Below are 26,422 nucleotides of genomic sequence, written 5' to 3'. Positions count from 1 at the left end.
GCAACCCTTTTCCCCCGTTCATTATTGAAATGGATCACGATGAGACATTCATGGCTTCGCCAACGGTTAACAGGATGCAGATAATCCCAGCAATCCTCCGCCCAGAAATAAAACAAGCCGATTCCTTCACAATAGAAGAATCGGCTTGCATAAACTCATTTTGTATAGAATTCGTTTACTTTATCTAGTATTTCTTTGAAGTATGGAATATTAAATCGATTTATTAAGCCTTTAGATCCCATGTAAAAGCTGAATCGCCCTTTTTCGCCTAGAAGTTCCTTGAACTTATCAACTGTCTGGTCATACCTTTCTCTTTTCCCTGTATCGGTAAAATACCCTGAATCAATCTCCATTTGAATTCCGATTTTCGTTTTATCTAAATGGTTCTTAGCAATCAGTCTACCGCCGTCCCCATATACTCTTCCTTCTCTTACGCTATCGTAAATCGGCTGCAAATTTATTTTGTAGTCTTTGTCAAAATAATAGTGGGGTTGAATATATACGTAATCAAAGATCGTTGTCTCGTCCACGATGTATGCAATTGTTTCCACTATTTTTTCCCTATGAGGGCCAAATCCATAATATGGAGCCCATGCAAAAGAAGTAGCTCCATCTACGTCGTCACTGTTCTTTATATACTCCGAAAGTTTTTCCAACAACTGAATTTGCGATTGATTTTTAAGTTGCGAGTAGCTGTAATTTTGAGTCCCGTAGAAGTATATGGCTTCGTTTGGATAATAAAATCCCGTTACCGAGTCCCAATTTGGACCAAGCTTTCGTTTTAACTCCTTTATATAGCTTACATATTCATCGAATAACTGATCAACATTTAACTTGCTCGAGACATCGTGTGCTGGCAGAGAAACAAGCACTTTATATTCGCTGTTCGTGTCCACGATTGTCTGAACCGTTTCATTTATATCATCAATCATATTTCTCTCTTTATAATTGTCAATTTTGTTTGTCTTATTATCTATCGCAATAACAAATTGCCTCACCGTATCCAAACGTTCAAGCTCTGCCGATTCATATGGAATGTACCGTTGACCGTCTCCAAAATGACCGCTGTATAAAAACACCATATTTCTTGCTGACAGGTCACTTCGAACCATCGCAATGCTATCCATTTCATTCTCTTCAACATCTTTTGCCGCTCTAATCACTGGTGTCGAGAACAAATTGACGAATAAACTTAAGGCAAACGTAATCGTCAGCACCCCTGCAAACCAAGCCTTTCTTTTCTTTGCTGGCTTCGTGTTCATAACATCGACTCCTTCGTTTAGTAGTTTCACAACAATTCACTTAATCCCCTTTATGAACCATTTAATTGTTTCTACAGAAGCATACAAGGAGTTGCGAGACTCTGGAACTAGACAATGATGACAATATTCGGTTGAAAAATGACATTTAGCCTATTCACTAGAGTGATATTTATTTCTTTACACTGCTTGGCGTTACGCCCCAGTATTTACGGAATATTTTAGTAAAGTAGCTGACGTCTCGATATCCGATCATGGCGGCAGCATCATACACTCTCGCCCCATTCATCAACGCCGTCCTCGCCCGTTCCATCTTGCGTTCCAGAACATATGAGGTAAATGACATTCCTATTTCTTGCTTGAATAAGCGACTTAAATAGGAGGCGTTCACATAAAAACGATCAGCGATCGTATGCAAGGTAAATTCCTGATCCTGTTCCGCCTCAAGCAGCTCGATAATCGCTTGAACAGTGGTATGGGTAACCTTCCTGTCATGGCTCTCTGCATATGTGATTATGCTTCTTACAGCACGATGCAATACATCGTACATATGCTCTGGCGTCGTAAGTGATTGTACATTCGAGAGAAAATCGAAATCCGCTCCTGTCACATCTTGTACAGACCATCCGCGTTTGCGGATAAAGAGCGTCAACACGCCAACGATGTACATTAACTGCTCCATCATGATTTCATACGAAGCAGAGTTGTTCTTCGCCGCCTCGCACATGTTCGAAATCATTCGCATGGCAAGTTCTTGATCCATCGTCTCCAATGCCATCTCTAGCTGCTTGTCCTCGTGCTCGTAATCCGGACGATTATTGAACTCAGCTTGGAGCGACTCATCATATGGAATTGCGATTCCTGTTCCATAAACGACCCGATTTTGCAGCGCCTTTTTGGCTTGAATATATAATGGCAGCAGTTCGTCTATCTTTCCGCTTCCTCCACTAATTCCCGCGCTTACGACAATGCCAAGACATTGCTTGATGTTGCGAATGAGCTTCTCCATCGCCACGTGAATCCCGAGCATCTGCTGTGGAGTATGTTCCAGCGCTCCCGTATTCCCTATCACAATAATGGTTTTATCCTCTTCCGTGCATACATAAAAATCAGGAGTCGGCAGTATATCTCGAATAACATGCACGAGATTATCCAGGGTCATGCCATCTTCATTGCTGGAACAGACATATTCGTCCACGTCCAGAACGATTACCGCATAACGAGATTCCATGTCTATATGAAGCCCTAATGAAACACAGGAAGCTTCCAGCTCTTCTATCTGATACCGCCCATATGCTAGATTGCGAATCGTATGCTGATGCAGGACGGGGAGGTACTGCGTCCATTGCTCCTGCATCATTAGTTGACGCGTTCGCTCCATCAACTCTGCTTGAATGCATCGGGCTGCGTCCGTTACAGCCTGGAGAATGTCCATTTCAGCAGCAGGCTTGAGCAAATACTTGTATACGCCAAGCTCCACCGCCGTCTGCGCATAGGAAAAATTGTCATGACCGCTTAAAATGATGATTTTCGTGTTCGAATAAGCCCGAGCCACTTGACTCGCCAAGGAAAGACCGTCCATTTCGGGCATTTGAATATCCATTAAAATAATATCGGGCTGCTTCATTTGTATCTGAGCGAGAGCTTCAGCACCGTTATTCGCCGACCCTACTACTTCGATATCGTGTTCTTCCCAGGGCATGTGAAGCAGATTTTGCAAAAATCTAATTTCATCTTCTACAATAAGAAGATTCAAGCGATCCTCTCCTTATTTCATTATTCATCTGTCGTACTTGATAAAGGCAGCTCAAGAGTTACTGTTGTACCTACTCCTAACTGGCTTTCGAATCGGATGCACGCTTCAGGGCCGTAGAACATCCTCATTCTGGAACAAACGTTGCGCAAGCCATATAGCTCCGTTTCTGGTGATTCCAAAAAAGATAAAGGAGCCGACTTGCCGTCGATTTCCTGAATCACTTGATGAATGGATTGCAGGCGCTGCTCACTTATTCCGCTTCCGTTATCTTGCACCGTTATCATCAATTTCCCCTGCTTCAAGAAGCTCGAAATGATCAACAACCCATCGCCCTTCATCTGCTCCAGTCCATGAATAACTGCATTTTCAACCAAGGGCTGCAATAGCAGCTTTAATATAGGGATCATTTTCGTTTCTTGGTGTATCTCATAAACGACATGAAAGCCATGTAAAAAGCGAATTTGCTGGATGCGTAAGTAGTAGTTTAGATGGGTAATCGTTTCCTCTACCGTGAATGTATCTTGCCCTTTATGAAGGCTTAATCGGAAAAAGTGTGACAGGTTCAGCACCATCTCGCTTATTTCCTCTGCCTCGTAGTTCTGAGCCGTCCAGTATATAGAGTTCAGCGTATTATATAAGAAATGGGGATTAATTTGAGATTGCAAAAACGTGAGCTCCGTACGGGCAATGCGAAGCTGCTGCTCATAGTGATCCTGAATCAGATGCTTTTGATGCTCGGCCATTCGATTATACGAGTCCATCAAATAACCAAATTCATCCTTCCTCCTTGTAAGCAGCCGGATATCATAATCTCCTCCGATTAATCCCTTCATTGCATGCTTTAATCTACCTAAAGGGGAGGCGATGCGGTTGTAAACACCCCAAGATATAAGGATGGAAAGCACAAAACTGCACGCTATGATTAAATAGGTAAATTGCCTCATCGTTTTCGTTTCTTGATAAATTTCTTCGATTGGCCGAAAAACTTCCAACCGGATTGGGTAACTAGACGACTCCGCGCTCACTTGGAGCATATCCCTATCTCGGTTTCCTCCTGAATCGGTAGTAGGAATGGACAGAATCGTTTCTCCTTCTCTATTCTTGATCTGCAAGCTGGTTAGTTCGGAATTCAACAGCGGGCTTATGAGGGTCCGGAGCGTATTTTTATGTAAAGTCACAATTAGTAAACTTGCTTTGTCCTCATCAGGGAAGGCATTCATCCTTCTGACAAGAGATATGGAATTGGCCTCCACTAAATCTGTAATTACAGGCTCTACTCCCTCTGTCGGTTGGGGGATCAAGAACGTACCCGCTTGATCCGCAAGCTGATTTAAATAGGCGAAACTGTCCCGCTCGGTCGCAGATTCGATCCTTTTCCCTCCATATTTCGTAGATATCATCGTATGGGTCTCCATCTGATAAATCGTGATCTGGGAAGCCACCAGGCTCACCGCCGAAATATTCCACAGCTCTTGCAGCAGCTCCGAGTACTGGACAATTGTGCGAGGCGACATCCCCGTTCCTTGCACCTTCAGCTTTTCATTAATTTTATGGTTCGCCGCAATTAGATTGGTTAATGTCTCAAAATGATGCAACGATAATTCAAGGTTATTCATGACAGACTCCACCTTATCTTGAGTCTGTTCTGTCGTCTTTTGCATAATAATTTGGTTTGCTCTGTTATTTACGTATAAACTAATGATCACTAGCGGCAGAAGCACGATGAAGAAATAGATGCTGAGCCGTAATTGTGAGGTTTGCAGAAACTTATGATATGCATGTTGGAATAGTTTCATGGCTACATCCTTATTTTTTATGCGATTCATGCCAATCGTTTACTTCCTTCGTAACTTGTGCGCCTCCACTCTCATACCATCGTTTCACGTAGTCGTCGAATGATTTCGTGGATTCTAGGCCGAGAATGATTTTTACGAAAACTTCCTGCAATGAATAAAGTTCATTCCATTTTCTTACCAAGGTAGGTGGGGGCGGGCCGCCATATGCATCTTGTACGATATGCTTTTCCAATTTTTCGATGTTCTCGTTGAGACGAAATTTTTTGTCGTAGGAATCCATGCGTGCACGCAACAACCACCGTTCGTCCACATTCACCAGTGCAGAATATATGCCTCTGTACAGGTGCTTGTCATGTTCATTAAATTCACTGACAATTTTCCCATCTTTCCAATCCCACACTTGATTTTGAAATCCTAGAACTAATGTGGTTCTGCCTCTACCTGCAATGAAATTTAAAAATTGAATGACTTCGCGAGCATGACTGCTCCCTTTTGGAACCACTTGATGCCCGAAAACTGGATTCAATGCACCTACTCCCTGCTTCCCTTTCTTGCCGAGCGGATAATCAATGGCTACCCAATTGGCTTTCGGATCCTTTTTCAAGCTTTGAGCAATAACCCCTCGTGTGTCATACCAAGCTCCGGAAAACATTCCGATCTTTCCATCTATTATTTTCTCGTTCATGACATTACTGCGGTAAATCGGGAAGTCCGGATCAATCCATCCCTGTCGATATAGCTCGGCAAAGAATGATAGCGCTTCCTTCATTTCCGGCAAAACGTTGCCATAGACAAGCTTCCCTTCACGTTCCGTCCATTGATTCAATTGAACTCCGAACGCCCCAAAAAGTGGTGAAGAATGATACAGATCCTTCATCATCGTAAAGCCGTATGTATCTCTCTTTCCGTTTCCGTTGGGATCGCCTTCCGAAAATGCTTTTATTGCTGCCTTATAATCTTCAAGCGTTACTGGTATCGGTAGGTTCAGTTTATCCAGCCAGTCTTTCCGGATGTAGATGATTTCTTTCCCCTTCACCAACTGGCCACTGGGAATTGCATAAATCGAACCGTTATACCGAACTCGGTTCCATAATTCCTCCGGTATGACACGCTTTAAATCTGCTCCGTATGCGTCTATCCAATGATCGAGAGGTTGAAGCTTGTTTTGCGTTACGAATTTGGCAAATTGGATCGGGGAATTGATAGTGATCATATCAGGGAGATCCTGTTCCGTCGAAATGATGGTGTCGATCGTTTTTTCATAACTGGGTACGGGCGGCAGTTCGACACGGACATTCAATCCGACATGTTTTTTAATGTAATCCAAATAAGGATTTTGATTTTCATCCAAGCCTGCCGGAAACGGAAAACTCAAACTATTGATCACAATGGCTATGTTTTTTCCATCCCGCAATTCTTTATTCTCAGAACTGATTAAAATTGGGTTGAACTTGGGTATAAAAAATAGGCCTAACACAAGAAGGGTTAGCATGTAAATTATCAGCATGAATCTATTTACAAATTTACCGCTGCTCAACACTACAAAAATCATCCTTTCGATTTTTTTATTTCCCCATGTAATTGAGAAGCTTCTACGATCCCTCCTACAGAACCATTTCGATTGCGACACAAGTCCTAATTCAAATTATAGTATAAAATTTGAACTTCAAACAATATTTCTCAGCAACATTTATATTATGTATGATACAAATACAAAAAAACTCTTCCCGGCCTAATTGAAATAGATACCGAAAAGAGGTTTCGCGGTCGTACAATATGCTCTTCTCCTGAGTACAGCCACCATCGAGTCCTACAACTTCCAATCCAGATACTCTGCCCAGGTTGAACGTAAAAGAGTTTTTATTTTAGCAGTAGGGATATGAATAATAACTACATTAGAAATGCTATTCGTATACATATTGGTTAATAGGTATTTTCCATCAGGAGATGGTTTATATGGCAGCATTCCTTGCGTATCAACCTGTATCGTAGAATGATCATTACCTGTTATGGAATCAATATGGACAACGTTCGTTTCGTTGCTCTGCTGGTATGCAATATATTTTTTATTGTAGGATAGTGAGGGATTAGAAGCATTCGATTTATACTCATCTAGTTGATGATTCGTAAGATTGAACGACATAATGTGCGGAGACTTTTGTTCATCTTGTGCGGTAAAAAGAACCCGATTGGAATCAAGCCAATCATAGTATAGATATCCACTATCAAGCGAGGCTATGGAAGTTAATGCCCCCGTGTCTCTATCATATACCTTCAACTCGCCTTCTTCTATAAAGCTAATGGCATGACGGCCAGGAATTGACTTTGGAAATTGAATGTTCTTTCCCGCTATTATTTTCTCTCTTTTCGAGTAACTAGCATTATCATCTTCAATTTCATAAATATCTTGCTCATCCCCGTTTTGAATGACAGCAAGAAGCTTATTCCCATTATTAACACTATAATGCGGTTCGAAAAAATTATTATGAAACGGTAAACGAGCATCTGTCTGCAGATTAAACTTGTACATAGGTGTTTCAGTCGGCTTCATTCGCTGCATGATCATGATCTCCCCCTCCATTGATGAGAAATCATTTGATTCTGAATAATTCTGCCATATCAGAAAAGCAACGAAAAACACACATATTGTTGCTACAAGTAGGATCAGCCTTCTTTTCAATTCGACCACCTTCCTCCTTATTGTAGTATGGGGGTTACAAACCCAATGAATTCAGAGGAGTTACTTCCCCCTTCACTGGGTCTATTACTATGATCTTAATATTGAATGGTTTTAAAAAATGAACGTATCGATTCTGCAACCAGCCCCGGCTGCTCCAGCGCAACAAAATGCCCACCTGTATTCAGCTCATTCCATTGCAGGATGTTCGGGAACAAGCGCTCCACATATTCTCTCGGCGGACGCTCATGAGGCTGCGTCTTCGTTAACGAAACGCCATGCGGTACAGGGCATGTCTCACCTTCACTCGGCCACTTGATATGCCTGCCTTCATAATAATAGCGGTTTGCCGCGTTGATCGTCTGGGTAAACCAGTAGATCGATACATTCGCCAGTAAGTCATCCTTGCAGAACTGCTCTAACGGCTCACCCTTTTCGGATACCGTCCAGTAATACCACTTTTCCAGAATAAAGGCTGCCAGACCTACAGGAGAATCATGCAGTCCATACGCCGCAGTCTGAGGCTTCGTCCCCAATAGATGCGCATACCCGCCCTCTTCGCGATACCATTGATCTCCACATGTAAGAAAGGCCCGCTCAGCCTCGGACATCTCCATGCCCTTCCCTATAAAAGGACTCGGATTCCCCGGTGATGTCGTATGATACCCAATGACCTTCTCCGGATGATCCAAGCATAGCAAGCCAAGCACGCTCGCCCCCAAATCATACCCATGTGCCCCGAACTGCTCATAGCCCAGCCCCTCCATCAACTTGACCAGCACCTTCGCGACCTGTCTATCCTCACAACCCGACTCCAACGGTATACTCGAGAACCCATGCCCCGGGATCGAAGGAATAATGACATCGAAGGAGATGGAATCATTGCCTCCATCGTTATCCGGCTGTGTCAAAAACGGAATCAGATCCAGCATCTCATAAAATGTACTTGGCCAGCCATGGGGAATTAGAATCGGTAATGAGCGACTTCCCTTCCCTTTTTCGTAAACAAAGTGAATGTCATTCCCGTCAATTGTCGCTTTGTAATTAGAGAAGGAATTGATACGCTGTTCCACCATGCGCCAATCGAAATCATGCAGCCAATAATGAACAATATCCTTCATATACGATATTGGTATCCCGTAATCCCATTCTGCTCCTGGGATTTCATCCGGCCATCTCGCCATTCGCAGTCTTTGCTTCAATTGTTCAATCTCTTCGTCTGAAATACTCACAGTGAAAGGATTCATGTTCATCGTTATCTTCGCTCCTTAGCAGAATAAATACGAGAATAGATAGAAAAGACTTGAGGGGGCTAGGCCGCGAGATCATCAAATCTATAATTTAGAACGACCTAGTGATACACTGTAATTGGAGTCATAAAGCAAGTAATAAGACATCGCCCACAGACATGACCAGTAAAATAGTTTAAATAGTTAGCTAACTGGTAAATAAATCTTAATGGTTAGCATGCGATGTGTCAATAGGAGCGGTTGAGCAGATGACGAGTGGATATGATCAGCTTGAAATAATTGCTGATTTCTTCAATACACAGGATAGACGAGCGCGGTACGAGGGAGATCCCGGGATCGAGCTTTTAACAGAGCCTAGCCGTTTAGTCGAGTGGCTCTTGCAGCACCAGCTTATCACAGAATCAGATAATGCTGCTTCAGAGGAAGAATTGCAATTGGCGCGCGAGCTTCGCAATGAACTTCGCAAAACAATAGTGAACAACGAGTACGATGGAAATGTAGAACAGGTTAAGCTGGAGCAGCTTACGAAGAGTTTCCAGTTCGGACTCGTGTTCCAGGAGAATGGAGAGCAGCTTGTGCCTCTGCATGTAAATGCAGCTAAGGGATTAGCTCAATTACTCATTATTGTGTACGAACTGAGACGAACGAAGATGTGGCATCGCATACGTGTATGTACAGCAGAGGATTGCCAGTGGGTATTTGTGGATCGATCCAGACCCGGAACGGGGAGATGGTGTTCGATGAAGGCATGCGGAAATCGAGCGAAGAATAAGACCTTCCGCCATAAACATAAATACGAATCGTCGCTGTAATGGAGTAGAGTAAAGTAAAGGGCTGGCTTCCCAGCCCTTCGTATCAGACCGGACGTGAGGTTTCCGCTTACCGGCCTTCCTGCAATGAAGCAAATTTACATGCTATCTAACGAATGAAGTCCTTCATATAAAGGAAACTGAGACGTCATTTCACGTACACTTTCTAGTATTTGATTTTTAATCGTCGAACTCTTGGGATTTTTAAAGGCCAGTCCAATAAGCTGGGCAATTTCTTTCATCTCCTCGGGTCCTAATCCCCTTGAAGTCATCGCAGGGGTTCCGAAGCGAATGCCACTCGTTACTAACGGGCTGGCCGTATCATGAGGAATTGCGTTTTTATTCGCCGTAATCCCCACCTCATCGAGTATGGATTCTGCTTCTTTGCCCGTAAGTCCAATTGTGCGCAAATCAACCAAAACAATATGATTGTCTGTCCCCCCCGATACAACGGTTAACCCTTCATTCATGAGTGCTTCCGCCAATACGTTAGCATTTTCAAGCGTTTTTGCTATATACGTTTTGAAGTCCGGTTGCAATGCCTCGCCTAGCGCAACCGCTTTTGCCGCGATAACATGCATAAGCGGGCCGCCTTGCGATCCAGGGAATATCGCTTTATCAATGGCTTGCGCCCATGGTTTACGGCACATGATGACACCGCCTCTTGGCCCTCTTAACGTTTTATGCGTGGTCGTCGTAACAAAGTGTGCGTGTGGCAGCGGGTTTGGGTGCAATCCTGCTGCAACGATTCCTGCAATATGTGCCATATCTACAAAGAAAAGAGCCCCAACTTCGGCCGCGATTTGGGCGAACAACTCAAATTCGATCGTTCGTGGATAGGCGCTGGCACCAGCCACGATGATGCGTGGAAGGTGCTTATGGGCGAGTTTTCGCACCTGGTCATAGTCAATGCGCCCTGTTTGTTCATCGACACCATAAGAAACAAAATTATAGAATCTTCCAGAAAAATTCACCGGACTCCCGTGTGTAAGATGGCCGCCATGGGATAAACTCATGCCCAATATCGTGTCACCAGGCTTTACTGATGCAAAATATACCGCCATATTCGCCTGTGCACCGGAGTGAGGCTGCACATTGGCATGCTCGGCACCGAAAAGCTCTTTAACTCGGTGAATGGCAAGTTCCTCGATCCTATCGACATGCTCACATCCGCCATAATATCTTCTTCCCGGATACCCTTCAGCATATTTGTTGGTCAGTACTGTGCCCGTCGCTTCCATGACAGCTCGGCTTACAAAATTCTCCGATGCAATCAGTTCTATTTTATCCCGCTGCCGTGTAAGCTCTTGCCGAATTGCATTAGCCACCGCTTTATCTTGCTGCTCCAAGTAATTCATGATCATCTTCCTCTCTACCTGTCTATTTCACTATTGAAATCTGATATTTCCGCCATAAGAAGAGAATTCAGTTGTGTTGCACAATCAACAATTGTCGTGCTAGTATACCAATCAATGGAGTGTTGATTAATATCCATAGTTGAGTAATTATAGCAATCCATAATTATGCCAAAAACGCGGGAGTTGTCTGAATGTTACAAGTCAATCGAAATGATAAACGTCCCATCTGGCAGCAGCTTCTGGATCAAGCGATACATAATATTACATCCGGAAAATGGCCTCCAGGGGAATTACTGCTCCCAACCCGTGAACTCGCTCCATTGATTGGTGTTTCACGCTCAACCATCCAGATTGTTTACGAGGAATTATTCAGCCGCGGGTATACCGTAACCTCTCGTCGCGGCGGAACAAGAGTTAGCGATTGGACATATGCAACTCGTCCTTCTGAAGATGCTGCCACACAAGGGCCGATCCCTCCTGATTTGCCATCATTAAACACGGGAATCGGCCATTTACACGATTGGTTTGGAAACAAAGATCATCGTCAAGTAGAGATCGATTTCACTCCTCATGAGCCATACCTAGACGAGCATTTCCGAAAAAATTGGAGACACTCCTTTTTGCACGCCTCTACAGAAACAGACCTGGACAATTGGGCTTACGGAAATGCATATGGATTTCTACCGCTGCGAGAGCAGATTCAACGTTATTTGTCGCTTGAACGGGGAGTTCATGTGGATGTCGATCAAATCATCTTGACCTCAGGCGCACAGCATAGCATTGATTTGATTGCCCAAGCTCTGTTACAGCAAGGAGAAACGGTTTCGGTTGAGGATCCCGGCTTCCCTGCTGCCTGGATGGTGATGAAGTATCGGCGCATGCAAGTTGAATCCGTTCCGGTTGACGAACACGGACTATGCGTTGACCGCATTCATCCTGAGTCCAAACTTGTATATGTTACGCCATCGCACCAGTGTGCGGTTGGAGCAATTATGTCGGAGCCGCGCAGGCAGCAATTGTTACATATGGCTGCTGAGCAGAGGTTCTGGATTGTTGAGGATGATTACGATAGTGAATTTCGATATCGCGGTGACCCGCTCCCAACGCTGTTCAGTCAGCGACCTCAGAACACGCTATATATGATGAGTTACTCCAAAATGGTCGCTCCTGGCATTCGGTTATCGGCAATTGTCGGACCCAAAGAGGCCATTCGTCAAATTGCCCAAGTCCATGAATTAACCTATCGGCATCTGCCGATTATGGAGCAATTAACACTTACTCATTTTATTGAGCATGGTCATTTTATGCGTCATATGAGACGAGTTCGGAATGTATATCGTCGTAGACATGAAGCCATGACGAAGGCTATTATCGCAACAGGTCTGAGCGACCATTTCACACTAAGCGGCGTAGAAACGGGATTGCATATGCTTCTTGAGGCTGATAAATCGTTTGATGAGGAAGCCGTGACAAAGTTAGCGTTCGAAAATGGAATCCGCGTGTATCCGCTGAGCACGTATTGCTTGGAAAGTGATCGAAAAGGTTGGGTACTCGGTTTTGCTAAAGTAGATGAAGCAGCTATTGAAGAAGGAATTTATCGTCTTGCGGGGATGCTTTTATAAGCCAAGCATCCCCGTCACGACCTTTGCCTGCTCACATCAACCATGTAAGAAAATGTTGTGTTCGTAATCGCTCTCCTGTCTCTCTCCTAATCGTCCTGGCGCGCATTTTCGTTCCAGTAATAGCTGTCCGGCAAGTAACGTTGCCCGAATACGCTTGTCCCTACGCGGATGATAGTAGCCCCTTCCTCGATAGCCACCTTGAAATCACCGGACATGCCCATCGAGAGGATATCCATTTCTACACGCGGAAACTTTTTCTCCCTAATTTGGGTTTGAAGCGATTTTAATAATCGGAAGCAGTGCCGAGTCTCGTCGTTTGTCGCATTTAGTTTTCCAATCGTCATTAAGCCTTTAACGTTCAACGTTTCGAACTGGGACAATTGTTCCACCAACTCCAATGCCGTTTCCGGAGAAGCACCAAATTTACTTTCTTCGTAGGAAGTGTTGATTTGCACCAGAATATCCATAGTCTTGTTCTCTTTGACGAGTTGATGGTCCAGGGCCTGCCCCAATTTCAGACGGTCTACAGAATGAATGAGCGTAACATATTTAACAACGTCCTTCACTTTATTCGTTTGCAAATGTCCGATAAAATGCCATTCCACCTGATTAGATTGCTGCATAAGCGGAAATTTGTCCCGAAGTTCCTGCGCTTTGTTTTCCCCAAATAGATTCTCCCCCGCCTGTATGGCTATTTGCAATTTTTCAAGCGGTACGGTTTTGGTCGCCAACAACAATTTCACGTCCTTTGTCTTGCGCCCTGATGCTTGGCAAGCCAATTCCATCTGCTGCCTCACGGTATTGAGATTCTCTTCAACTAAATGTCCCATGTCTCTTCCCTCTTTACACCGTTTTTCCAGGCTCAAACATTTTCCCTTCTTCAATCGGATTTTCTTTGGCGGTAATATGATGTGGATCTATTCGATACACCTGAACCGGGCCACCGAATACAGTTGATCGGTATTTGTCCACGTGCTGCTTGGGTAATGGACGATTAAAGTAATCTGGCACATACTTATCAATCATTTCCTGCAGCATATGTGTAGCTTCATCCAGATCGACGATAGGCTGTACCTTGCCAAAAATCATTACGCTCATATACGCTGTGTCCGTCTTGGCTGGCACCGGATTTGTAATCGTCCCGTACTCTTCACAAACCGTAAAGCAGACCTCCGGGTTTTCACCTATAACCTGATTTCTTCTCCCTCCAGTGGCTCCATGGAAATAAAGCTTGCCATCTGTCCAAACGAAATTAAGAGGAACAACATACGGCAGATGACCATCGACCATTCCAAGATGTCCAATTCGAGCTTGCCGCAGAAAGGTCTCAATCCTGCTCTTATCCAACACTTCTCTTATTTTGTAACGTACTCCATTCATGGCTTCACCTCTATTGAATTGAATGATCATGATGTGAGTTTATCAGCCATTGGAATGAGGTTAAATGTCCATAAACATGTAATTAATGCAATCCATATTAGACAGTAAGCGATCCCTCTTCGTCAAACCTGATAAGGAGCGCATCCGTGTTTAGTTCTATTCCGCTTAGCATATGCTAGGCGCACTCCATAAAAAAACCGGAATGAAAGTCATTCATTCCGGTTCTCTCTGGCTCCACATGAACTGCCAGCTTATTCTATTCGATCCCGCCCCAAGCTGATTTGTGCGTTCTTCATCATTCCGAGTGCCAAGCCAAGCATTAGGCCAATACCTGTGACGATAAAGAACAACAAGCCTATCCCCTCCTTCAGGACGACCATTTGCAGAATAACGCCAACAAGAGCACCAAGTGCCAAGCCAATGAACATGAACGCGCCGTAGTAGAGGCCTATCGCCTCCGCAACAGCAGGCTCCCCATAATGCAGCCATTTCGCTTCACTGTGCAGCAGCGGATTATCTGGATTCTCCACAGAGAACGCGGCCTTCGCACGCTCGAATGCATCCGCTTCAGAGATTCCCTCTTCGGCGACAAGGTCTTGAATGTAATCGGACATATAACCCATCAGATCTTCTTGCGCTTCCCGATTTTTCTGTGATGTCCATTTGAATTTGGCTGCCTGCTTCTTCGCTTCTCCTAACGTTGCATTCGCTTTTTGAACCAGTTTCTCAAAGTATGTTAGTTCATCGCTGCCCGCCATGTTTAATTGTGTATTTTGCTTAATGAACTGCTTCATTTTATGTTCTGTATCTTTGCTCATCGTCATAATCATTCCACTCCTTCTAAAAACTGATCCATTAGTTGCTTCATGAAGAGCCATTCTGCCTTCTTATGACTCAAATAGGCGCTGCCTGATTCCGTGAGGTGATAGTACTTTCTCCGAGCTGCCGCACTTCCCTCTTGCCAATAGCTTGTCACGTATCCATTGTTCTCAAGACGCTTGAAGGAGAGATACAGCGTACCTTCCTTCAGCTCGAAGGAACCCTGGCTCTGCTTCTTCACTTCCTTACTTAAATCATATCCGTACAAATCCTGATGATACAGCAGACTCAGGATGATCGTATCAATGTAACCACGCAATATTTCCTTATCGACGTTCAACAAAGTCACTCCTCGCTGATACCTTTCTTTATTAGGTACAGGAACAGTATATACGATCTATACCTTATAAAGCAATGTACAATTTAAAGTAAGGCATTGTTCATCATTCTCCCAATCAAAAAACCTCCACGCATGCCGCACCTTATAAGGGTCAACATCCAGTGAAGGTTAATTGGGTTTATTGTGGATTATCCATATATTTATCGGGTTATTTTATAAAACAATAGCCGATGCTTCTGCTGAAAACCTGCCTTCTGATAGAGGGAAATTGCCTTCCCATTCTCTTCCTCCACACATAAGGAGATTTCGTCAATCTTTCTGTCTAGGAGTAGGAAGCGCAGTGCCTCTTGTATCAGTGAAGTACCGAGACCTTGTCCTTGCGCATGCGGTGATACAGCGATGAATTCGATATTTCCTTCCTGCGCGTCGCAGTCTGCTTCCACATATACGTAGCCAAGCAAGCTCTGCTGGTGATCGACAGCAATAAATATCCGATGATCGTCCTGAAGGCGGCTCATAATTTCTTGTCCGCTGTAATATGTGTTCGGGAACGAAGCATCATGCAGTGCAATGAAGGCATTAACATAGTCTGGTGTGATCTCCTGTAGGGTATGGGCCCGCGCATAGGCAAATGCAGAGCGGGTACATACCAATACCAAATGGGCATGCAAATATGTTGACGACGATATGCCATCCATAAATTGCAGAGCCTGCTTGTTCTCCTCATTATAAAAGCTGTGCAGTGTCGTTACCTTGTCACCGAGCTGGTTAATTCCCGCTCTCCACAGCTCATGTGCAAGGTCGTTCCATCTCGCTCCCTCATCGATGAACGGCCCCCATACCTCTGCCACACCGCGTTCCAGGTCGACATCAAAGCCGAGGGCTCCAATGACTCGTTCATGTTCATAGGCAACCACGAAGGATGTATCTAACTCAAGATCAGAGAACTCCTCGGAAAGCGTGCCCGCAATTTCGTCTTCCTGATCCCCACAAAATCCAACATGATGCTGCTTCTCTTGATTCAATCGAGCGATAAAGGCAGCTAATTCTTTGATACGTTCATATGAAATGGTATGAATTATGATCGACATGAAGTAATATTCTCCTTATCATCTATCGTAATGCTCCAGCACCGTGCCCATTCCCTACGCGACATAATATCGGTCGGTAAGGTCTGTATTCAAAAGCCCAGTAGTGAAATGGAACTGCGATTTCCTGAACCTCTTATATGTAATCCGATTCTAGTCTCGTTACCGTTCATTCGAAAATAGCAACCGGACGCGCCCAGCCTGCGCTCGCCTTTTCAACTTTTACCGGGAAGCAGCACACCTTAAAACCGAACGGCTTCGGCAGCTGCTCCAGATTCGCCAGCTTCTCAATCTGGCAATATTCATGCTCTTGGCCGACAAAGTGAGCCGCCCATAACACTCCATCCTTCGGTTCACGCTTATACGCCTCAGCTTGAAGGTTCAATGGAATATCCCAGCCCCAGCCATCTGTACCTACTACCTTAATGCCCTGCTCAATCAGCCAACGAGTCGCTTCTGCAGATACCCCAGCGTGCAGAAAGGCATAATGCTCCTCATAGAGGCGCTTGTCTGCATCGGTACGAATGAGCACAATGTCATAAGGTTTCAACGTGTAGCCGATCCGTGCCAGCTCAGCAACCAAATCATCCATCGTAATCTCATAGCCGGTCGGCTTCTTGCTGAAATCAAACAGCACGCCATCCGAGAAGAACCATTCTAGCGGGAGCTCGTCGATCGTTCTTGCCGGCTTGCCCTCCGAGGTTGGCCAGTAGTGCCACGGCGCGTCAACATGTGTACCGGCATGCGTGTTCAAGGTCACCGTTTCGGTAGCCCAGGCTTGGCTCTCTGGAAAATCATCTGGCTTAAGTCCAAGAATGGCGGCTGCCTGCTGAGCGCCTTCCTTGTGGCTGGAATATTCAATCTTAGCCGGGAGCAGCTCGCAAATGCGCGGACTAATCGATACGCTTAAGTCTATTATCTTCATCTTCATTCCATCTCCTTCAAATGATCGGATATATCGAATGTTAGATGCAGCACGACTCGCAACGAGACGGAGCTCTATAACCAACAACTCTTGTCCTTACATTCAACAGAAAGGGAATAGTATCCTCCATATATCAAAAAGGTTCATATTTCATCGGAGATGAATCGCTTCCTTGATTCAGGTTTTTATTGAGAATGTGCATCCAAATTGCTACACTGATTCCAAAAAGGTTAATCCAAATTCCTGTATAAGTTGAGGTGAAATCGAGAAGATGAACCAGCTTACAGTAGAACTGCAATTTTACAAGCCTGCATATTTGGAGGCACTCCAATCCTATCAACTCCCTGCGGAGCAAAAACAGTTTGCTGCAATGCCGAATCAACGATTGGATACCTCTGATGGTCAGCACCCTATCGTCATAACAGCTGGCAATCAGCCGGTAGGTTTTTTTGTATTAAATAAGAATGCAAGAGTTCAGGAATATTCCGAGAATCCACATGCGCTGCTGCTTACGTCCTTCTCTATCGATTATGCGAAGCAGGGGCAGGGATATGCTTCAACAGGGTTAGAGCTTTTGAAGAGCTTTATACCTGAACATTTTCCGGATTGCAACGAAATTGTACTGGCTGTGAATCATAAAAATATCCCTGCACAACGGTTGTACATCAAAACCGGATTCACCGACACTGGACAAAGATGCGAGGTCACCATTGACGAGCAATACATTTTCTGTTTATCAATATAATTTCCTCCTTCCCTAGCAAATAAAAAAGCACGCGTTCCGCGTTATGCAGTTCGAACGCGTGCAGTTACTTTCATGTGGCATCTTCTTCTAATCTCCGGATATAACGATAATTTTGCTAAGCAAAAAAGAGGTAACAGGATAATTCCCATCTGCCTCTCGGTTCATTACTAATAAAGAAAACTAATCTTGAATACTCGTTACTACACCGTCATCCAGATAAATATATTTAAAACCATTATAGACCCACTGTTCATGAATATAATAAAAAGAACCGAGGATGCTCAGGAAATACTCCTGATACCGCTCGGTTCTACATAGTTATGATGTTAAAGCTAATCGATAATATACTCCTCAAGTATGCTCTCTACAGAGGATGCGAAATCGTCCGCAGCACCCCAATCGAAATTGAAGATCAAACCCTCGGAGCTGCCTGTCGCAACTACACGTACATTGGTTACTCCGCGTAAATTATCGATCATGACAATGAGAGCTGCCCGGTAGCCCTTAATTGTAACGCCAGCTGCACAGGCAGTGTATTGGTATTTGGATTGGCATTACAGCTACATCCAATGTTACCAATGATTCAAAGAATATGTAAATACCTCACAGAGAGATCACGATTCATTCTCTGCATGCATCCAGCACCCGCGCTTTGCTCCGACTCTTGGTGATCACGAATAAGAAGCAGTCTGTTGTCTTATCGATATTGCCAGATGAGAAGGGAATCGTTAACATGAGATATAAATGAATCACAAGGAGGCGCAGCCGATACCGTGCAGCTCCATTGGTTGGAACATACCAAACCATTCATCGGGCGCAGCAAAGAAATGAGTCACGTCATCGACTGGCTCGACGATCCCCAAGCCCCTTCTCGTATTCTATACATATCTGGCATGGGCGGCATAGGTAAGAGCTCGCTCATGACGGAGATGATGCTTGCCGTTCAGCAACGACATTGGACGAGCATCTGGCTGGACGGACGCTCATGCTTGACAACGCCCGTAGGATTTTTCGAATACTTAGCGTCCGCCATTCAATTAGAACGATTTAATCGTCAGCCTGTCGATCCGCTCGAAGTACTTATTTCTGCTCACGCTTCCCATCGCATCGCTATCTTTATTGACAATTCCGAGCATATATCACTGCTGGAAGGCTGGATTATGAATGCATTTTGGCCGAAGATGTCGTCACAGGGTGTCCTCCTCGTATTCGCCTCACGCTCCCCTATCCCACTTGTATGGAAAACGAATCCGCACAGGGGGAGACACATTACCGAATTGCCGCTGGCCCATTTTTCGTTTGCGGAGACGATGGACTATATTTCACACACAGGTGCATTCTCGAAGGAGATAAGCGGGGAAATTGCTCGGAGCTCAGATGGCCATCCGCTCGGTCTGGCACTTGCAGTAGAAGCTGTTCAAAAGAAACAGGAGCTGTCGAACAAGGATACGAGTATTGTCTCCCAGACGATCAGCGCCCATTTACTGCGTGAACTCACAACCGATGAAGTTCAGCCATGCGTCGATGCATTGATCGTGCTGCAGCAAGCCAACCAAGAGATGCTCTCGAAGTTCCTGGGGCGCCCTGTCACGATTCAGCAATATCGGCTGCTGCAGAGCATGTCTTTTATTCGAACCGTTCCTGATGGCATTGCTCTGCATGATATTGCCCGTATGCATCTGCATCGGGATTTCCGAGCAAGAGAGCCCGAGCGATTGGAAGAGCTTCGAACGAAGGCAGCCAAGCTTCTCTATCAGCAATTTCGCCATGTAGATCTTCATCATCGGCGCGAAATAGCGGCTAAGCTGCTCTATTTGTGCAAGGATATACCCTCCAATCTGATCGCCTGTATGCAGACTGGACGGTAGACTCGCCAGACTCGCCGCTCGAAATTGTGACCGAAGCCGATCTACCTGTGCTGCATGAGCTGCTGGATCAGTGGTGCGACTACAGCATCGATCCATGGCAGCGTAGCATTTACCATCAATTTTTGGATGAACTCGTTGAACAATTTCCAGAGAGTATTGTGGTTCTGCGCGAAGCGGATGGCAAGCCTATCGGCATGTTCATGTTGCTGCTTATGCATCGGGATACAAGCCGACTGATGGAACAATACATACCTTCCGAACTTCACGAATGCTTCACGGATGAGGAACTAGCCTGCAGCGCGGATCAGGCGGATACGTACTACGCTGTCTTAGCAGCAGCAACAGACAAGCATCCCATGCTCACTCGAGAAGAGATCGTCGGCCTGCTTACCCGAGATCGGCTCTCCTTACTCGGTCAAGGCTCCCGCGCAGTGCTTGTTGCCACCAATCCGAATTTGAAGACATTCCTGCAGCAGGTTGGGTTCCAGCTTCGTCCCACACGCACAAGGAATTGTGATACTTCATACGCAAGAGCGGATATTTTGGAGCTTGATCTCAGACAGGAACGATTCGGGGAATGGATCATGTCCTTCTTCTCGAAGCAGACAAGCGAGTCCAGCGAGCAAGGAAGCACGATCACCATACAAGATGTTCGGAAAATGCTATCCTGCCTGCACGAGCCCGGCAAACTAAATCACTATACCCGCTTCTTTCCTGCAATTGCGAACGGAGTCGCTCTGCAAGCACGCTTGCTATCTATCCTTGAGCACAACACATACCGCCTTCAAGAGCAGGATCTGCTTCTCCTAAATACGGCCTACAACTTGCATCCTCATAATCACATCGCGGCTTCTCTTGCCTGCAATATGAGCCGCGCCACCTATTATCGCTATTTGAACAAGGCCGTTCAAAATATGACCGAGATGATAAAAAGCAAGGGACTTCATTAACAGCACAGCAGGGCCTTGGGCTGATGATTCAATACATCTCAGCCTCAAGGCCCTCCTTGTGTACCTTGACCTCTTCCCGCATTTCCTCCAGAACGGCCCCCTCATCTAACCCTAACTGCTCGATAATATCCTCGACACGAACGACCACTTGTTTTTTCGACATTGAGCTCATACCTACTCCTCCATCTCCCATATCAGTTCCATCTGTTCCTCTCATCATCAACTCGTACATTCGAGAGTACTTTCTTGTTGCCTTTACTATAATCCAGAAGCCCGGGTCCTTCGTCTCAACTTTTTCTCATCTTTCTTACATACATCGTCATTTAAGGTTGGCGTAAGGTAATATTCAGCCTGATGAAAGGTGCGGGACTTACAGTTGAAGCATGAAATCATAATTTGAATGATACGAAATGGAGTTGAAGATCCTCGATGAATACCCAACCCGTCGTTGCTACTTGCGGCCTTTCGAAATTTTATAACCATGTATGTCGGGTGAACAAAATTGACCTTGAGGTTCCTGAAGGCGAAATATACGGCTTCCTCGGCCCGAATGGGGCGGGAAAATCCACAACCTTGAAGATGCTGCTTGGTCTAGCCAAGCCCACCGATGGCCGCATCACCCTATTCGGTCAGGAGCTCGGCAAACATCGGCGCTCTATCCTTAATCAGATCGGTTCCTTGATTGAATCTCCTTCTTATTACGGTCATTTGACTGGACTTGAAAATATGAGGGTCATGCAGACATTACGCGGGGTTCCGAGAAAAAATATAGATGAGGCACTGAGAATTGTCCGACTTGAAAACCAGAAAAACAAAAAAGTAGAGCATTACTCACTCGGCATGAAGCAACGGCTGGGCATAGCTATGGCTCTTATCTCCTACCCCAAACTGCTCATATTGGATGAGCCTACGAACGGGTTAGACCCGGCAGGCATCGGGGAGATTCGCGAGCTGATCAAATCAATGCCGCGGCAGTACGGAATTACCGTGCTTCTCTCCAGCCACCTGCTCTCTGAAATTGAGCAGATCGCCACCTCCGTTGGCATTATTAATGACGGAAATCTACTCTACCAAGGGAAAATAGAGACGCTGCAGGAGCGAAATAGATCGTCCCTCGCAATTCGAACGGGCAATAATGCCGCAGCCGCAGCATGGATGCAAACTCAGGGCTATATGTCCAATCTGCAGGACGAATGCTTATTTATCGAGCATATGAGCGATCAACAAGTGGCGAGGCTGAATAAGGAACTCGTGCTGAACGGCATTGATGTCCTTCGTATCGAAGAACGCAAAAGAACACTGGAGGATATATTCTTGGAGCTTACCGGAAGGGAGAAAAGCTTATGATTAGAGCTTTGTCCCTAGAATATTTCAAGCTTCGCCGCAAGCGTATCTTCGCAATGGCAGCCTTATTTCTGGGTGCTCAAATGCTATGGGCGTTGGTATCAGCAACGATGTCGATCGCTCGTAATCCCAGCAGCGCGGACTGGAAAACGATAATTGCAACAACAGCCTCCATGAACGGCTTATTTCTCCCGATTATCTCGGCTATCGTCGTATCGCGCTTGTGCGACATGGAGCACAAAGGAAACACATGGAAGCTGCTACTGGCAACGAATATGAATCGGAACAGCATCTATGCGGCCAAATTCATATGCGCTGCATCGATTCTCTTCCTTTACCTCGTCCTGCAGGCTGGCATCATTTTCGCATTCGGCATGATGAACGGTTTCAATTCGATCCCGTTGCGGCTGCTCATTTTGCATATTGGAGGAGCACTTCTGACAAGCATGGCCATCATTGCCTTGCAGCAATGGATTTCCCTTGTCGTAAAGAATCAATCCTTTGCCCTGTGCCTGGGCATGATAGGCGGTTTTATTGGCATGACAGCAGACCTATTTCCTGCATTCGTGCGCCGGATATTTATATGGTCTTACTATTCCGGACTGTCTCCCGTCACCTATCTATATACAGACAAAACCGCAACATACGTGATGCAGCCGCCAAGTCCCGTTCTGATAGCTGCAGTGCTGCTCATCGCTGCCGCATGTTACGCGGCAGGCAATATACATGTTTCTCGCAGGGAAGTATAGGAGGTTAATCGATATGTTACGAAGCGTTTACGCCGAAGTCTTGAAGCTGCGGCATTCTCGAATTTGGATCATTCTTGTTGTTCTTCCCGTTATTAGTCTCGTAATTGGCTGTGCGAATTATTATTTCAATCGAGAGGTTCTACAGCAGGAATGGTACAGCTTATGGACGCAAGCTGCTCTCTTTTATGGCATGTTCTTCCTCCCTGTGCTAATCGCTATCTGTTGTGCCTATGCATGCAGATTAGAGCATATGAACCGAAACTGGAATGCTGTACTGACGGCCCCTGTATCCATTGCCAGCGTCATCATAGCCAAGCTGATTGTCGTTGGAGCGCTCCTGTTTATTGTTCAGTTGATATTTTTCACTCTCTATTTCGGTATGGGACATTTGCTTGGCATCTCCTCGGCCTTTCCTTCCGATGCGATAGGATGGATCTTTCGAGGATGGATATCCTCTCTCGCGATAGCTGCCATCCAGCTAGTGCTCTCACTGCGAATCCGCAGCTTTGCGGCACCGATCGGCATCTGCTTATGCGCTGTTTTCCTTGGATTGGGGCTGTATGTCGCGAAGTTCGGCATGCTGCTTCCGTATTCCATGCTGACGATTGGTATGGGTGTACTCAGTCAGGAGAGTCTTAATGGTGCGGAGCTATTCCAATTCTATGTGATCAGCGGCATTTATATTGTACTGTTCACTAGTCTCGCCATTCGCAGCCTGCAGAGGAATGATGTCATACAAGCCTAATTCGCTCCAGAAAGGGAATCTGAAATGAAAAAAATAATTCTTATCGCCGCGCTGTTGTTCGCAGCCGTCGTAGCATCTGGTATATTCTTCCTTGCTCCGGAAAGACTAGCGCCGGACAACCCGGAAGGGAAGACGATATATTATGTACAAATCAACAGTAACGAAGCGATGAAAAACAAGAACGGCAGATATGAATACAGCCTCCTTGCTTTTGATAGCCAAGGAAGCCAAAAACAACTGGACTTTACCACCAGCAAGCAATTACGCAAGGGAGCTTATCTGGAGCTGTATACGACAAGGCTACGAGGTGTTACCTATTGGCATGAAATCTCGTATGACAGTCTTCCCGAGAACATAAGGGCAATTTATAAGCCATAGTAGTTTTATGCAACCAAGGGCCGCTATCTGGATCATACGCTGATCAGAGAACGGCCCTTTTCGTGATTGCTTAACTGAGGAGTATTAGCATATTCATTGATCAAGAACGTTGAACGTCATGATGTATATTCCATAAATACCAGAACACCATTATGCAATTCTACTAACTGTCTATGTTCGTCTTTTTGTTAGCTTAGATTAGCTACTAGCTGCCTTAGCCGAACAGCTTGGCAGCTCAATTGTAGCGCACATGCCCTGCCCCGTGTCACTCTCCAGCAACAGCTGTCCGCGATGTGCCTCGGCAATTCTAGCCACCATAGGAAGTCCCAAGCCATGTCCATTTTGTCGCAAGTGTCTCCTCTCCGCAGAGTATGGCAGCTTCAACAGATCCTCCAGCGCTTCACGCTGAACTCCTACTCCGTTATCCATTACCGTAAGCTGACAAGCCGAACCATCAGCTGATTGATTGACAAGGAGCGAAATGTCGCAGCCATCGGGATTATGGTCGATGCTATTCTGCACCAGATTCGTGATGGCACGAAGCATCAGCTTGCGATCGACTTCAGCCTGAATATGCTCTTCCTTGATCTGCAAATCAATCGCATACTGCTTATCCAGCCCTTGATTCAGAAAGTCTGCAGCAACCTGTCTGGCTAGAGCCGCCAATCGCATAGGCGCCATGTTCAAGGGCTGCATCTCATACTCCAGCTTGGAGACAAGATTCAAGTCAATAACGAGGGAGCGAAGCTTCTCTCCCTGCTTGCGAATAATTGCCGCCTGCTGCCTCTGCTCCTCAGGCACCTCCGCATGTTCCTCCAGCGCGCTCGCATAGCCAAGAATCATGGACAGAGGCGTACGAATGTCGTGGGAAATTCCCGCAATCCAATTCGACCGCGCCTCATTGCGAGTACGAAGAGCCGCCTGCCTTTCTCGAAGCATTTCAGAGGTGTCATTGATGCTTCGCGCGAGATTGCCGAATATCCCCTTCTCTTCTGCACGAACGGCCTCTTCCTTGCCTAGCGCGTTAACAACGCCCGTGAGCGGCTTCAAGGATCGGGCAAGCCGAGTACCGATTATGATAGCCAGCATGCATCCGAGTACGATGTTGCCTAGCAGCAGGAATAAGGCTCTCTGGGGTAAAGAACGTATCCATGGCACGAGAAAGTCGAAATGATACTTCGCATAGCTATCCTTCGGATAACCAAGTATGACCAGTCCATCTGTATGTTCCCATACGTATACCGGATACTCCTGCAGATAATGACGGGTGAACTTGGCAACCTCGGTTAAGGAATACGCACGCGGGATGTCTTCAGGCAGCTTGTAATCCCATATGACTTGGCCGCCTTCATCAAGCAGCATCGCCCATGCCTCGGTATCCTCCAGCATCTGGCGGGAGGATATGTCTAATACATGTGACTGTCCATTCCGCTGCAAATGATTCGCAACATACTCCACGGCATGCTGTGGAGATTGTCCGGCGTTAATCTCTTTGAACACGAAGAACCCGAGCATAACCAAATTCAAAGCAATAATTCCGGCAAAAATGACAAACGTAACGCCCATAAACCGGCGAATAAGTCGGATAATGTTATCCATCGTCCTATGGCTCCTTCACCATAAGCTTATATCCGAGCCCTCTAACGGTTAGCAGGCTGCAAGGCTTGGAAGGATCCACTTCGATCTTCTCCCGAATTCGCCGTATATGCACCATTAACGTATTCTCGTAGCTAGTGGCATCGTCACCCCAACCGGCCTGAAACAATGCATCGGTCGTCACTATTCGACCTCTATTCTCATATAGCTTCATAAGAATGGCGTGCTCCTTGGCTGTAAGCGGCTGCTCATCATCATCCCCATCAGTCTTGCGATACACTACAGCGCTCTCTAAATCCACTGTACATCCTTCCAAGTGGAAGGTCGGCAACCTCTCCTCCTGATGCGTCTGGTACACTCGCTTCAAAATGCCGTTCAGACGAAGAATCAGCTCCCTTGGCAAAAAAGGCTTCACAATATAATCATCCGCTCCAAGTCCTAATCCGAGCAGCCGATCCTCATCCTCGCCCCTCGCAGACAAGAACAGTGCCGGCATGCTGGAGAATTGGCGGATGGCCGTCAGCAGCGCAAATCCATCCTGATCCGGAAGCATTACATCCAAGATGGCGATGTCAGGCTTGTCCCTGCGGCACACGTCTAATGCAGATTTGCTGTCGGATGCCGTATAAATTCGATAATAGCCCTCTTTGCGCAGCAGCATATCGATCATGGTGCGAATGTCAGGCTCATCGTCCACAATAAGTATTTTTTTGCTTTTTAGATTGTCCACACTGCTCCCCTGCCTTCCTTTACAATAGTAGTTCATCAAACATTTGGTTGGAATCGACCGAGGGAAAATAATATCTTCGACAAGAAGATGTATATAACCTGCATAACAGAGACTCCAGGGCTCTGAAAGGAAGCTTAAGAACACCAGAATTGTGGAATAACGGGCAGGATAGTTCAAAAGTTTCGCGAATACCCCACATATGGAGTTATTTACGGAATTCGTAAATAAGACGTTGTGC

At 45.7% G+C, this 26,422-nt stretch carries 26 protein-coding genes; 9 read left to right on the top strand and 17 right to left on the bottom strand.

All coding sequences use genetic code 11. From position 1 onward, the window contains the following. Positions 1-155 precede the first annotated feature (155 nt). From ABN764_RS09900 to ABN764_RS09875, 6 genes are all read right to left on the bottom strand, one after another. The gene (locus tag ABN764_RS09900) at positions 156-1,262 is read right to left on the bottom strand and encodes a hypothetical protein (protein ID WP_446671770.1); all 1,107 of its coding nucleotides are present in this window, start codon (positions 1,260-1,262) and stop codon (positions 156-158) included. Between the two features lie 169 nt (positions 1,263-1,431). Then, positions 1,432-3,015 (bottom strand): response regulator transcription factor, encoded by a 1,584-nt coding sequence (locus ABN764_RS09895; RefSeq protein ID WP_446671769.1) that lies wholly within the window; start codon positions 3,013-3,015, stop codon positions 1,432-1,434. 20 nt (positions 3,016-3,035) lie between these two features. Beyond that, positions 3,036-4,841, bottom strand: coding sequence for a sensor histidine kinase (locus tag ABN764_RS09890; RefSeq protein WP_446671768.1), 1,806 nt, complete (start codon positions 4,839-4,841; stop codon positions 3,036-3,038). Then, a complete protein-coding gene (locus ABN764_RS09885; RefSeq protein WP_446671767.1) occupies positions 4,822-6,186 on the bottom strand; it encodes an extracellular solute-binding protein in 1,365 nt (454 codons plus the stop codon). Before ABN764_RS09885 ends, ABN764_RS09890 begins: the two co-directional genes overlap by 20 nt. A gap of 435 nt (positions 6,187-6,621) precedes the next feature. Beyond that, positions 6,622-7,377 carry a hypothetical protein gene (locus ABN764_RS09880; RefSeq protein ID WP_446671766.1) on the bottom strand — a complete coding sequence of 252 codons (756 nt, stop codon included), beginning with the start codon at positions 7,375-7,377 and terminating at the stop codon, positions 6,622-6,624. A gap of 209 nt (positions 7,378-7,586) precedes the next feature. Further along, entirely contained in the window at positions 7,587-8,741 is a 1,155-nt protein-coding gene (locus ABN764_RS09875) for an epoxide hydrolase family protein (RefSeq protein ID WP_446671765.1), read from the bottom strand. 245 nt (positions 8,742-8,986) lie between these two features. On the opposite strand from ABN764_RS09875, the gene ABN764_RS09870 reads away from it, so the two are divergent. Continuing rightward, entirely contained in the window at positions 8,987-9,550 is a 564-nt protein-coding gene (locus tag ABN764_RS09870; protein WP_446671764.1) for a CGNR zinc finger domain-containing protein, read from the top strand. Between the two features lie 95 nt (positions 9,551-9,645). Here the strand turns inward: ABN764_RS09870 and glyA are convergent, their stop codons facing one another. Then, positions 9,646-10,905 (bottom strand): serine hydroxymethyltransferase, encoded by a 1,260-nt coding sequence (gene glyA / locus ABN764_RS09865; protein ID WP_446671763.1) that lies wholly within the window; start codon positions 10,903-10,905, stop codon positions 9,646-9,648. 191 nt (positions 10,906-11,096) lie between these two features. Here glyA and pdxR point away from each other — a divergent pair, with 191 nt between their 5' ends. Continuing rightward, positions 11,097-12,527 carry a MocR-like pyridoxine biosynthesis transcription factor PdxR gene (gene pdxR, locus ABN764_RS09860; RefSeq protein ID WP_174809456.1) on the top strand — a complete coding sequence of 477 codons (1,431 nt, stop codon included), beginning with the start codon at positions 11,097-11,099 and terminating at the stop codon, positions 12,525-12,527. Between the two features lie 86 nt (positions 12,528-12,613). Here the strand turns inward: pdxR and ABN764_RS09855 are convergent, their stop codons facing one another. The 6 genes from ABN764_RS09855 to ABN764_RS09830 all read right to left on the bottom strand — a co-directional run bounded on the left by ABN764_RS09855 (position 12,614) and on the right by ABN764_RS09830 (position 17,079). Further along, on the bottom strand, positions 12,614-13,357 hold the full coding sequence (locus tag ABN764_RS09855; protein ID WP_446671762.1) for a YggS family pyridoxal phosphate-dependent enzyme: 744 nt from the start codon (positions 13,355-13,357) through the stop codon (positions 12,614-12,616). Positions 13,358-13,370: 13 nt separating this feature from the next. Beyond that, the gene (locus ABN764_RS09850) at positions 13,371-13,907 is read right to left on the bottom strand and encodes a pyridoxamine 5'-phosphate oxidase family protein (protein ID WP_446671761.1); all 537 of its coding nucleotides are present in this window, start codon (positions 13,905-13,907) and stop codon (positions 13,371-13,373) included. Positions 13,908-14,158: 251 nt separating this feature from the next. Then, on the bottom strand, positions 14,159-14,731 hold the full coding sequence (locus ABN764_RS09845) for a hypothetical protein (RefSeq protein WP_174809459.1): 573 nt from the start codon (positions 14,729-14,731) through the stop codon (positions 14,159-14,161). Between the two features lie 2 nt (positions 14,732-14,733). After that, complete coding sequence (locus ABN764_RS09840; RefSeq protein WP_021259639.1) at positions 14,734-15,066, bottom strand: PadR family transcriptional regulator; 333 nt, start codon at positions 15,064-15,066, stop codon at positions 14,734-14,736. A gap of 200 nt (positions 15,067-15,266) precedes the next feature. Beyond that, positions 15,267-16,157 (bottom strand): GNAT family N-acetyltransferase, encoded by an 891-nt coding sequence (locus ABN764_RS09835; protein ID WP_446671760.1) that lies wholly within the window; start codon positions 16,155-16,157, stop codon positions 15,267-15,269. A 166-nt stretch (positions 16,158-16,323) separates the two neighbouring features. Continuing rightward, a complete protein-coding gene (locus tag ABN764_RS09830; RefSeq protein ID WP_174811182.1) occupies positions 16,324-17,079 on the bottom strand; it encodes a cyclase family protein in 756 nt (251 codons plus the stop codon). Positions 17,080-17,350: 271 nt separating this feature from the next. Here ABN764_RS09830 and ABN764_RS09825 point away from each other — a divergent pair, with 271 nt between their 5' ends. Then, positions 17,351-17,824: a GNAT family N-acetyltransferase gene (locus tag ABN764_RS09825; protein WP_021254129.1), complete on the top strand. Its 474-nt coding sequence runs from the start codon at positions 17,351-17,353 to the stop codon at positions 17,822-17,824. Positions 17,825-18,156: 332 nt separating this feature from the next. Here ABN764_RS09825 and ABN764_RS09820 read toward each other — a convergent pair whose 3' ends face one another. After that, a complete protein-coding gene (locus ABN764_RS09820) occupies positions 18,157-18,333 on the bottom strand; it encodes a DUF6054 family protein (RefSeq protein WP_446671965.1) in 177 nt (58 codons plus the stop codon). Between the two features lie 264 nt (positions 18,334-18,597). Here ABN764_RS09820 and ABN764_RS09815 point away from each other — a divergent pair, with 264 nt between their 5' ends. Continuing rightward, on the top strand, positions 18,598-19,692 hold the full coding sequence (locus ABN764_RS09815; protein ID WP_446671759.1) for an ATP-binding protein: 1,095 nt from the start codon (positions 18,598-18,600) through the stop codon (positions 19,690-19,692). After that, positions 19,641-20,642: a hypothetical protein gene (locus ABN764_RS09810; RefSeq protein WP_446671758.1), complete on the top strand. Its 1,002-nt coding sequence runs from the start codon at positions 19,641-19,643 to the stop codon at positions 20,640-20,642. The genes ABN764_RS09815 and ABN764_RS09810 overlap by 52 nt, the downstream gene beginning before the upstream one ends. Before the next feature lie 28 nt (positions 20,643-20,670). Here ABN764_RS09810 and ABN764_RS09805 read toward each other — a convergent pair whose 3' ends face one another. Then, positions 20,671-20,814: a hypothetical protein gene (locus ABN764_RS09805; protein WP_446671757.1), complete on the bottom strand. Its 144-nt coding sequence runs from the start codon at positions 20,812-20,814 to the stop codon at positions 20,671-20,673. Between the two features lie 257 nt (positions 20,815-21,071). On the opposite strand from ABN764_RS09805, the gene ABN764_RS09800 reads away from it, so the two are divergent. The 4 genes from ABN764_RS09800 to ABN764_RS09785 are packed head-to-tail and all read left to right on the top strand — an operon-like array spanning position 21,072 to position 23,858. Continuing rightward, complete coding sequence (locus tag ABN764_RS09800; protein ID WP_446671756.1) at positions 21,072-21,989, top strand: ABC transporter ATP-binding protein; 918 nt, start codon at positions 21,072-21,074, stop codon at positions 21,987-21,989. Next, the gene (locus ABN764_RS09795; protein WP_446671755.1) at positions 21,986-22,735 is read left to right on the top strand and encodes an ABC transporter permease; all 750 of its coding nucleotides are present in this window, start codon (positions 21,986-21,988) and stop codon (positions 22,733-22,735) included. The genes ABN764_RS09800 and ABN764_RS09795 overlap by 4 nt, the downstream gene beginning before the upstream one ends. Positions 22,736-22,748: 13 nt before the next feature. Continuing rightward, positions 22,749-23,480, top strand: a complete 732-nt coding sequence (locus tag ABN764_RS09790; RefSeq protein ID WP_446671754.1) for an ABC transporter permease — start codon at positions 22,749-22,751, stop codon at positions 23,478-23,480. A gap of 24 nt (positions 23,481-23,504) precedes the next feature. Then, positions 23,505-23,858 carry a YxeA family protein gene (locus ABN764_RS09785; RefSeq protein WP_446671753.1) on the top strand — a complete coding sequence of 118 codons (354 nt, stop codon included), beginning with the start codon at positions 23,505-23,507 and terminating at the stop codon, positions 23,856-23,858. Between the two features lie 198 nt (positions 23,859-24,056). Here ABN764_RS09785 and ABN764_RS09780 read toward each other — a convergent pair whose 3' ends face one another. Continuing rightward, positions 24,057-25,457 (bottom strand): sensor histidine kinase, encoded by a 1,401-nt coding sequence (locus tag ABN764_RS09780; protein WP_446671752.1) that lies wholly within the window; start codon positions 25,455-25,457, stop codon positions 24,057-24,059. Between the two features lie 4 nt (positions 25,458-25,461). Next, on the bottom strand, positions 25,462-26,184 hold the full coding sequence (locus ABN764_RS09775; RefSeq protein ID WP_268625745.1) for a response regulator transcription factor: 723 nt from the start codon (positions 26,182-26,184) through the stop codon (positions 25,462-25,464). Positions 26,185-26,422 lie beyond the last annotated feature (238 nt).

Source organism: Paenibacillus wuxiensis, from assembly GCF_040195695.1.
Taxonomy (GTDB): Bacteria; Bacillota; Bacilli; order Paenibacillales; family Paenibacillaceae; genus Paenibacillus_B; species Paenibacillus_B suaedae.
Note: the sequence above shows the minus strand (reverse complement) of the source record. Positions and strands in the feature narration are given on the sequence as shown.

Bases quoted from the DNA above. Each gene is read 5' to 3' on its own strand.
- ABN764_RS09795 (WP_446671755.1), top strand. From the start codon at position 21,986: ATGATTAGAGCTTTGTCCCTAGAATATTTCAAGCTTCGCCGCAAGCGT.
- pdxR (WP_174809456.1), top strand. From the start codon at position 11,097: ATGTTACAAGTCAATCGAAATGATAAACGTCCCATCTGGCAGCAGCTT.
- ABN764_RS09805 (WP_446671757.1), bottom strand. From the start codon at position 20,814: ATGAGCTCAATGTCGAAAAAACAAGTGGTCGTTCGTGTCGAGGATATT.
- ABN764_RS09845 (WP_174809459.1), bottom strand. From the start codon at position 14,731: ATGACGATGAGCAAAGATACAGAACATAAAATGAAGCAGTTCATTAAG.
- ABN764_RS09830 (WP_174811182.1), bottom strand. From the start codon at position 17,079: ATGAAGATAATAGACTTAAGCGTATCGATTAGTCCGCGCATTTGCGAG.
- glyA (WP_446671763.1), bottom strand. From the start codon at position 10,905: ATGAATTACTTGGAGCAGCAAGATAAAGCGGTGGCTAATGCAATTCGG.
- ABN764_RS09875 (WP_446671765.1), bottom strand. From the start codon at position 8,741: ATGAACATGAATCCTTTCACTGTGAGTATTTCAGACGAAGAGATTGAA.
- ABN764_RS09825 (WP_021254129.1), top strand. From the start codon at position 17,351: ATGAACCAGCTTACAGTAGAACTGCAATTTTACAAGCCTGCATATTTG.
- ABN764_RS09780 (WP_446671752.1), bottom strand. From the start codon at position 25,457: ATGGATAACATTATCCGACTTATTCGCCGGTTTATGGGCGTTACGTTT.
- ABN764_RS09900 (WP_446671770.1), bottom strand. From the start codon at position 1,262: ATGAACACGAAGCCAGCAAAGAAAAGAAAGGCTTGGTTTGCAGGGGTG.
- ABN764_RS09790 (WP_446671754.1), top strand. From the start codon at position 22,749: ATGTTACGAAGCGTTTACGCCGAAGTCTTGAAGCTGCGGCATTCTCGA.
- ABN764_RS09870 (WP_446671764.1), top strand. From the start codon at position 8,987: ATGACGAGTGGATATGATCAGCTTGAAATAATTGCTGATTTCTTCAAT.
- ABN764_RS09785 (WP_446671753.1), top strand. From the start codon at position 23,505: ATGAAAAAAATAATTCTTATCGCCGCGCTGTTGTTCGCAGCCGTCGTA.
- ABN764_RS09800 (WP_446671756.1), top strand. From the start codon at position 21,072: ATGAATACCCAACCCGTCGTTGCTACTTGCGGCCTTTCGAAATTTTAT.
- ABN764_RS09890 (WP_446671768.1), bottom strand. From the start codon at position 4,841: ATGAATCGCATAAAAAATAAGGATGTAGCCATGAAACTATTCCAACAT.
- ABN764_RS09850 (WP_446671761.1), bottom strand. From the start codon at position 13,907: ATGAATGGAGTACGTTACAAAATAAGAGAAGTGTTGGATAAGAGCAGG.
- ABN764_RS09855 (WP_446671762.1), bottom strand. From the start codon at position 13,357: ATGGGACATTTAGTTGAAGAGAATCTCAATACCGTGAGGCAGCAGATG.
- ABN764_RS09835 (WP_446671760.1), bottom strand. From the start codon at position 16,157: ATGTCGATCATAATTCATACCATTTCATATGAACGTATCAAAGAATTA.
- ABN764_RS09880 (WP_446671766.1), bottom strand. From the start codon at position 7,377: ATGATCATGCAGCGAATGAAGCCGACTGAAACACCTATGTACAAGTTT.